Consider the following 7,095-nt stretch of genomic DNA (forward strand, 5'->3'; position numbering starts at 1 on the left):
CGGTTGACGAGAACGCTGTCTGCTGGGCCGCATGCCGCTCACGGCGGCGGGGCATGAATGGTCTATACCACGAGCAAAGTGATTCGCCTCGTCCCCGCCTCCAAACTCCGTCCGGATATGCTATGCGGCATGGGGCCGGCCGGGCGGCGGGCTCCAGAGAGGGCAATCGGACCGTGACCAGAAGCGATGTCGCCGTGCTCGGGGCCGGAATCGTCGGGGTCTCGACCGCCCTGCATCTGCAGGCGCGCGGCCGGTCGGTGGTGCTGGTCGACCGCCGCGGCCCGGGCGAGGAGACCAGCCACGGCAATGCCGGGCTGATCGAGCGCGCCAGCGTCGTGCCTTATGCCTTTCCGAGGTCGCTGACCGAGCTGCTGCGCTACGCCTCGAACCGGCGGATCGACGCCCGCTACCACTGGGCCTTCCTGCCGCGGATCGCGCCCTGGCTGTTCCAGTACTGGCGCCACTCCTCGCCGGCCCGCCTGGCCGAGGCGGCGCGGGCGATGCTGCCGCTGATCGAGCGCTGCCTGGACGAGCACCGGCCGCTGCTGGCGCAGGCCGGCATCACCCATCTGGCGCGCGAAACCGGCTGGCTCTCCGTCTACCGCAGCGCCCGCAGCCTCGAGGCCGGCGTCGCGGGGACGGCCGCAGCGGCCGCCCATGGCCTGAATTTCAGCGTGCTCGACCCGGCGCAGATCCGGGCTCTGGAGCCGCATCTGGCGGACGGGCTGGCCGGCGGCGTGCACTGGCAGGACCCGGTCTCGGTCTCCGATCCCGGCGCCGTCACCAAGGGCTATGCCGAGCTGTTCCTGCGCCGCGGCGGCCGCCTGGTGCAGGCCGATGCCCGGTCGCTGCAGCCGGAGGAGGGCGGCTGGAGCCTGCAGGGGCCGGACGGCCCGGTGGTGGCGCGCGACGCGGTGGTCGCGCTCGGGCCCTGGTCGCTCGACCTGCTGCGGCCGCTCGGCTACCGCCTGCCGCTCGCGGTCAAGCGCGGCTACCACATGCATTACCGGCCGCGCGGCAACGCCGTGCTGCACCGCCCGGTGCTGGACGACGACCAGGGCTTCCTGCTGACCCCGATGGCGCGTGGCGTGCGCCTGACCACCGGCGTCGAGATGGGGCCGCGCGATGCCCTGCCGACGCCGGTGCAACTTGAGGCCGCCGAGGCCGCGGCGCGGATCCTGTTCCCGCTGGAGAGCCGGGTCGATGATCGACCCTGGATGGGCGCGCGGCCCTGCCTGCCCGACATGCGGCCGGTGATCGGCCCGGCGCCGCGGCACAAGGGGCTGTGGCTCGCCTTCGGCCATGCCCATCACGGCTTCACCTTGGGACCGGTGACCGGCCGGCTGCTGGCCGAGATGATCATCGGCGGCGAGACCGTGGTCGACCCGTCACCCTACCGCGCCGACCGGTTCTGAGAGGGGCGATGTCAGGCCAGCACGAAGGATTGCCCGACTCGATCCCCGCCTTGCTGCCGCGAGGGCCAGGGCATCAGTTCGTGCTCTACGGCGATGCCTGCTCCGGCGTCCCCGGCGCCCTGCATGAGCGGACCTTTGCCTCGGTCAATGCGGTCCTCCGCCGCCTCGCGCCGCAGCCGGAGTTCATCCTGTTCCCCGGCGACGAGATCATCGGCCTGACCGCCGACGCCGAGGCCCTGCGGGCGCAGTGGCGGCACTGGCTGTACCGGGAGATGGGCTGGCTCGACCGCCGGGCGATCCCGATCTGGCACACCACCGGCAACCACACCGCCTATGACGAGATGAGCGAGGCGGTGTTCCGCGACACGCTCGGCCTGCCCCGCAACGGGCCGCCGGGGCAGGAGGGGCTGTCCTACTGGGTGCGCCGCGGCGACCTGCTGATGGTCTTCGTCCACACGCTGTGGACCGGTCTCGGCGGCGAGGGCCATGTCGAGACCGACTGGCTGCGCCGGGCGCTCGAGCAGCATGCCGATGCGCGGCACAAGCTGGTGGTCGGCCATCACCCCGTGCATCCGATCAACGGCTTTTCCGGGCCGTGGCAGCGCGAGATCGGGCCGGAGCACTCACAGGCGTTCTGGAGCATCCTGGTCGAGGCCGGTGTGCTCGCCTATGTCTGCAGCCACATCCTGGCCTATGACGTCCAGGTGCATGGCGGCGTGCTGCAGCTCTGCACGGCCGGCGCCGGTACGGCCCACCGCATGCCCGAGGGGGTGGAGTTCCTCCACTGCGTCCAGGCCGCGCTGGATGCCGAGGGCCTGCGCTGCCAAGTGCTGGACACGGACGGCCGCATCCGCGAGCGGCTGCACTGGCCGCCGCCCCCGGTCCCTGAAGAGGCCTGGCGCATCCTGCCCGCGGGAGACAGCACCGCGCCGCTGACCGGCAGGCTGGAGCCCGGCCGGTTCGTCGCCTTCCGCTTCGCCGGCCGGGCGGCCTTGGCCGGAACGAGCGCGGCGCAGACCCTGGTCTCGGCGTTCGATCCGGGCAGCCTCGCGCCGCTGTGGATCGGCCTGCGCGGGCCGCGGCAGATCCTGACCGTCATCCTGGGGCGGGAGCCGGGCCGCAGCCCCCTCTATTGGCACGGCCCGGCGCTGTCGCCGGAGAGCTCCTTCGATATCCGGCTTCTCCTGCTTCCCGATATGGGGCCGGGCGGCATCATGTGCCGTCCCGATGCCGAGGCGGGCTGGTCCTCGCTGGCGGCGGCTTCCGCCTCCGGGATCGAGCGGCTGGACTGGCCGGGCCGGTGGAGCGTCGGGCACGGGCAGCGCGGCGACGCCGACCGCAGTTTCCAAGGAACTGGTCTGAGTGTGTCGGTCGCGGCCGGCTGAGACCGGTGGCGGGGGCAGAGGCCGCCGTTCTAGTCTGCCAGCTGCATCCGTTGGAGACGCTGAACCATGTTCGATCCGGCTACGCTCGCACTGTACATGGCCGCCGCCCTGGCGCTGAACCTCACGCCCGGGCCTGACATGCTGTTCTGCTTCGCCAACGGCGTTTCCCGCGGCCCGCGCGCCGGCCTGGCCGCGGCGCTCGGCATCGGCGGCGGGGCGGCGGTCCACACCGTGGCGGCGGCGCTCGGCCTGGCCGGGCTGTTCGCCGCCTCGCCGACCGCCTTCGAGATCCTGCGCTGGGGCGGCGCCGCCTATCTGCTGTGGCTCGGGGTCAAGGCGCTGCGCTCGACGGCGTCCGGCCTCGGCGCGGCGGGACCGCTGCCGCCGCGGCCGGCGGGCCGGATCTTCTTCGACGGCATGGTCACCAATGTCCTGAACCCGAAGGTGGCGCTGTTCTTCATCGCCTTCCTGCCGCAATTCGTCGATCCGGCGCACAGCGCGGTGCTGCAGATCCTGGCGCTGGGTACGCTGGGCAACATCTCCGGCACGACCATCAACGCCCTGGTCGGCATGTCCTCGGGCGGCGTCGGCCGAATCCTGTCCCGGCGGCCGATCGTGGCGCGGCTGCTGAACGGCTTCACCGGCTTCGTCTTCCTCGGCCTGGCGGCGCGGCTGGTGCTGGCCGACGACCGGCCGAAATAGCGTTTCGATTTCCCGCGTGCGCCGCGGACCGGCCCTGTTAGATTGTTGCCCGAACCCAGCAGCAGTTTCGGGGCCGGAATGTTCGACACGCTCCTGATCGCCAATCGCGGGGAGATCGCCTGCCGGGTGATCCGCACCGCGCGGCGTCTCGGCCTGCGCACCGTCGCGGTCCATTCCGATGCCGATGCCGGGGCGCGCCATGTCGCCGAGGCCGATGCAGCGATCCGCATCGGCCCGGCCCCGGCGCGCGAGAGCTATCTGAAGATCGACGCCATCCTGGCCGCGGCCAAGGCCACCGGCGCCCAGGCGATCCATCCCGGCTACGGCTTCCTGTCGGAGAATGCGGAGTTCGCCGAAGCCTGCGCCCAGGTCGGCATCACCTTCGTCGGCCCGCCGCCGGCCGCGATCCGCGCCATGGGCGGCAAGAGCGAGGCCAAGGCGCTGATGGCGGCGGCCGGCGTGCCGCTGGTACCCGGCTATCACGAGGCCGACCAGGATCCCGCCCGGCTGGCGGCGGAGGCGGCGAAGATCGGCTTCCCGGTGCTGATCAAGGCCTCGGCCGGCGGCGGCGGCAAGGGCATGCGCGTGGTCGAGCGGGCGGCGGATTTCGCCGACCAACTCGCCGGCGCCCAGCGCGAGGCCGCGTCCTCCTTCGGCAACGACCGGGTGCTGGTCGAGCGCTATCTGGCCCGGCCGCGCCATGTCGAGATCCAGGTCTTCGCCGACGGCCACGGCCACTGCGTCTACCTGTTCGAGCGCGACTGCTCGATCCAGCGCCGCCACCAGAAGGTGGTGGAGGAGGCGCCGGCCCCCGGCCTCGACCCGGCCATCCGCAAGGCGATGGGCGAGGCGGCGGTCGCCGCGGCCCAGGCCATTCGCTATGTCGGCGCCGGCACGGTGGAGTTCCTGCTCGACACCGACGGCCGCTTCTACTTCATGGAGATGAACACCCGGCTGCAGGTCGAGCATCCCGTGACCGAGGCGATTACCGGGCTCGACCTGGTCGAATGGCAGCTGCTGGTCGCGGCCGGCGGCAAGCTGCCGCTGGACCAGGACGATCTCGCCATCAACGGCGCCGCGATCGAGGTCCGGCTCTATGCCGAGGATCCGCAGGCCGGGTTCCTGCCGCAGACCGGGCGGCTGGCCCATCTGTCCCTGCCCGAGGCGGCGCCGCATGTCCGGGTCGATTCGGGCGTGCGCCAGGGCGATTCGATCTCGATCCATTACGATCCGATGATCGCCAAGCTGATCGTCTGGGACACCGACCGGCCGGCGGCGGTGCGGCGGCTGGCCCGGGCGCTGGACCAGGCACGGATCGCCGGACTCGCCACCAATCTCGACTTCCTGCGGGCGATCGCGCGCCACCCGGCCTTTGCCGCGGCCGAACTCGACACCGGCTTCATCGGCCGCCACGCGGCGGAACTGCTGCCGACCCCGGCCCCGGCCGCCTCGGAGGACATCGCCCTGGCGGCGCTCGGCCTCGTGCTCGGCCGCGCCCGCGACCGGACCAGCCCCTGGGGCCTGGCCGATGGCTGGCGGATGAACGACGAGGCGGTGGAGACGCTGCGCCTGGCCGACCGCGACGCCGAGATCGCGGTGGCGGTGCGCTACCGCCGCCATGGCAGCCTGTCGATCGGCACGCCGGATGGGCCGGTCGAGGTCGCCGGCACGCTGGCCGACGGCCTGCTGACCGCCCGGCTCGGCGACCGCACGGTGCGGGCGACGATCGTGGCGACCAGGGAGAAGGTCGCCGTGCTGCGCGACGGCGCCGACCGGGTGTTCGGCATCATCGACCCGCTGGCCCATGCCGGCGAGGATGCGGGCGCCGGCAGCCGGCTGACCGCGCCGATGCCGGGCCGGGTGATCGCGGTGCTGGTCGAGGCCGGCGCCAAGGTCAGCAAGGGCCAGCCCCTGATCGTGCTGGAGGCCATGAAGATGGAGCACACCGTGGCCGCGCCGGCGGACGGCACCGTCACCAGCCTGCCCTTTGCCGCCGGCGACCAGGTGGATGAAGGCGTGGCCCTGATCGGCTTCGAGGCCGCCTGACATGCTCCCGGCCAAGGTCCGAATCGTCGAGGTCGGCCCGCGCGACGGGCTGCAGAACGAAAAGGCGGTGGTGCCGCTCGAGGCCAAGGTCGGGCTGATCGACCGTCTGTCGGCCACCGGGCTGTCGGTGATCGAGGCCGGCGCCTTCGTCAGCCCGAAATGGGTGCCGCAGATGGCCGATTCGGCCGAGGTGATGGCCCGGATCGCGCGGGCGCCCGGGATCTCCTACCCGGTGCTGGTGCCGAACGAGACCGGCCTCGACGCTGCGCTGGCCGCCGGGGCGACCGAGATCGCGGTGTTCGGCGCCGCCTCGGAGAGCTTCAGCCGCCGCAACATCAACTGCTCGATCGCCGAGAGCCTGGCCCGATTCGCCCCGGTCGTCGCCCGCGCCCGGGCGTCGGGGCTCAAGGTGCGCGGCTACGTCTCCTGCGTGCTCGGCTGTCCCTATGAAGGCGAGGTGTCGCCGGCCAAGGTGGCCGAGGTGTCGGCTGCCCTGTTCGATCTCGGCTGCTACGAGATCAGCCTGGGCGACACCATCGGGGTCGGCACGCCGGGCAAGGCGGTGGCGATGATCGAGGCCGTGGCGGCGCGGATTCCGCGCGAGTCGCTGGCGGTCCATTTCCACGACACCTACGGCATGGCCGTCGCCAACATCCACGCGGCGCTGCAGCGCGGCGTCGCCGTGGTCGATGCAGCGGTGGCGGGGCTCGGCGGCTGCCCCTATGCCAAGGGCGCCACGGGCAATGTCGCGACCGAGGATGTGGTCTATCTTCTCGACGGAATCGGCATCGCCAGCGGCGTCGCCCTGGACCGGCTGCTCGAGGCCACCCGATTCATCTCGGGCGTACTCGACCGGCCGCCTGCCTCCAGGGTGGCCCGTGCGCTGATCGCCCGCGACGCCTGATTCATCCCGAAGCGTGGCCGCAGTGGCGCGGCCATGGAGGAACTGTGCCTGTTCATCTGTTGAAGGTCGCCGTTGGCATCTCCGAGCCGGCCCAGCTCGCCACGGTCCAGCGGGGCCGGCGCCACATCGTCGACGGGCGCGAGGTCGTCTATGGCTACACCAAGCGCATGCCGACGCGGCGGGCCGATCTGATCGGCGGCGGCTCGATCTTCTGGGTGATCCGCCACGTCATCCTGGTGCGCCAGCCGATCCTCGACATGTTCATGGTGACCGACGAGGACGGCGACACCTATTGCCGGCTGCTCTACGACCCGGAGCTGACGGCGGTGGAGGCCCGGCCGCTGCGCGCCTTCCAGGGCTGGCGCTATCTCGATCCGGACGCCGCGCCGCGCGACCTGGGGGCCTCGTCCGAAAGCGACCTGCCGGCCCATCTGCAGCAGGAACTCAGGGCTCTCGGGCTGCTCTGAGCGGGCGTTCCGGGGCTCGGAAAAGAAATTCACGGAAGTGCAAAAAAGCTCTTGCGTGCCCCGGATCACCCCCCTATAAACCGCTCCACCGACGGCGACGCCGCGGCGACGAACTCGAAAGAGGGCGACGCAGCGGAGAGCAGCCAAAAGAAGGTTGCAAAAGCCGGGTCGGTAAC

General features: G+C 72.0%; 6 protein-coding genes. All 6 read left to right on the forward strand.

Features of this window, described 5'->3' with window-relative positions; all coding sequences use genetic code 11:
- Window positions 1-173: 173 nt before the first annotated feature.
- A complete protein-coding gene (locus tag AAHM41_RS05280) occupies window positions 174-1,415 on the forward strand; it encodes an NAD(P)/FAD-dependent oxidoreductase (protein WP_342235471.1) in 1,242 nt (413 codons plus the stop codon).
- A gap of 80 nt (window positions 1,416-1,495) precedes the next feature.
- Window positions 1,496-2,800, forward strand: a complete 1,305-nt coding sequence (locus AAHM41_RS05285; RefSeq protein ID WP_342235472.1) for a metallophosphoesterase family protein — start codon at window positions 1,496-1,498, stop codon at window positions 2,798-2,800.
- A gap of 66 nt (window positions 2,801-2,866) precedes the next feature.
- Window positions 2,867-3,502, forward strand: coding sequence for a LysE family translocator (locus tag AAHM41_RS05290; RefSeq protein ID WP_342235473.1), 636 nt, complete (start codon window positions 2,867-2,869; stop codon window positions 3,500-3,502).
- A 78-nt stretch (window positions 3,503-3,580) separates the two neighbouring features.
- Complete coding sequence (locus tag AAHM41_RS05295; RefSeq protein ID WP_342235474.1) at window positions 3,581-5,548, forward strand: acetyl/propionyl/methylcrotonyl-CoA carboxylase subunit alpha; 1,968 nt, start codon at window positions 3,581-3,583, stop codon at window positions 5,546-5,548.
- Between the two features lies 1 nt (window position 5,549).
- Entirely contained in the window at window positions 5,550-6,452 is a 903-nt protein-coding gene (locus tag AAHM41_RS05300) for a hydroxymethylglutaryl-CoA lyase (RefSeq protein ID WP_342235475.1), read from the forward strand.
- A gap of 44 nt (window positions 6,453-6,496) precedes the next feature.
- On the forward strand, window positions 6,497-6,919 hold the full coding sequence (locus AAHM41_RS05305; protein ID WP_342235476.1) for a DUF1489 family protein: 423 nt from the start codon (window positions 6,497-6,499) through the stop codon (window positions 6,917-6,919).
- Window positions 6,920-7,095 lie beyond the last annotated feature (176 nt).

Source organism: Inquilinus sp. OTU3971 (genome assembly GCF_038440215.1).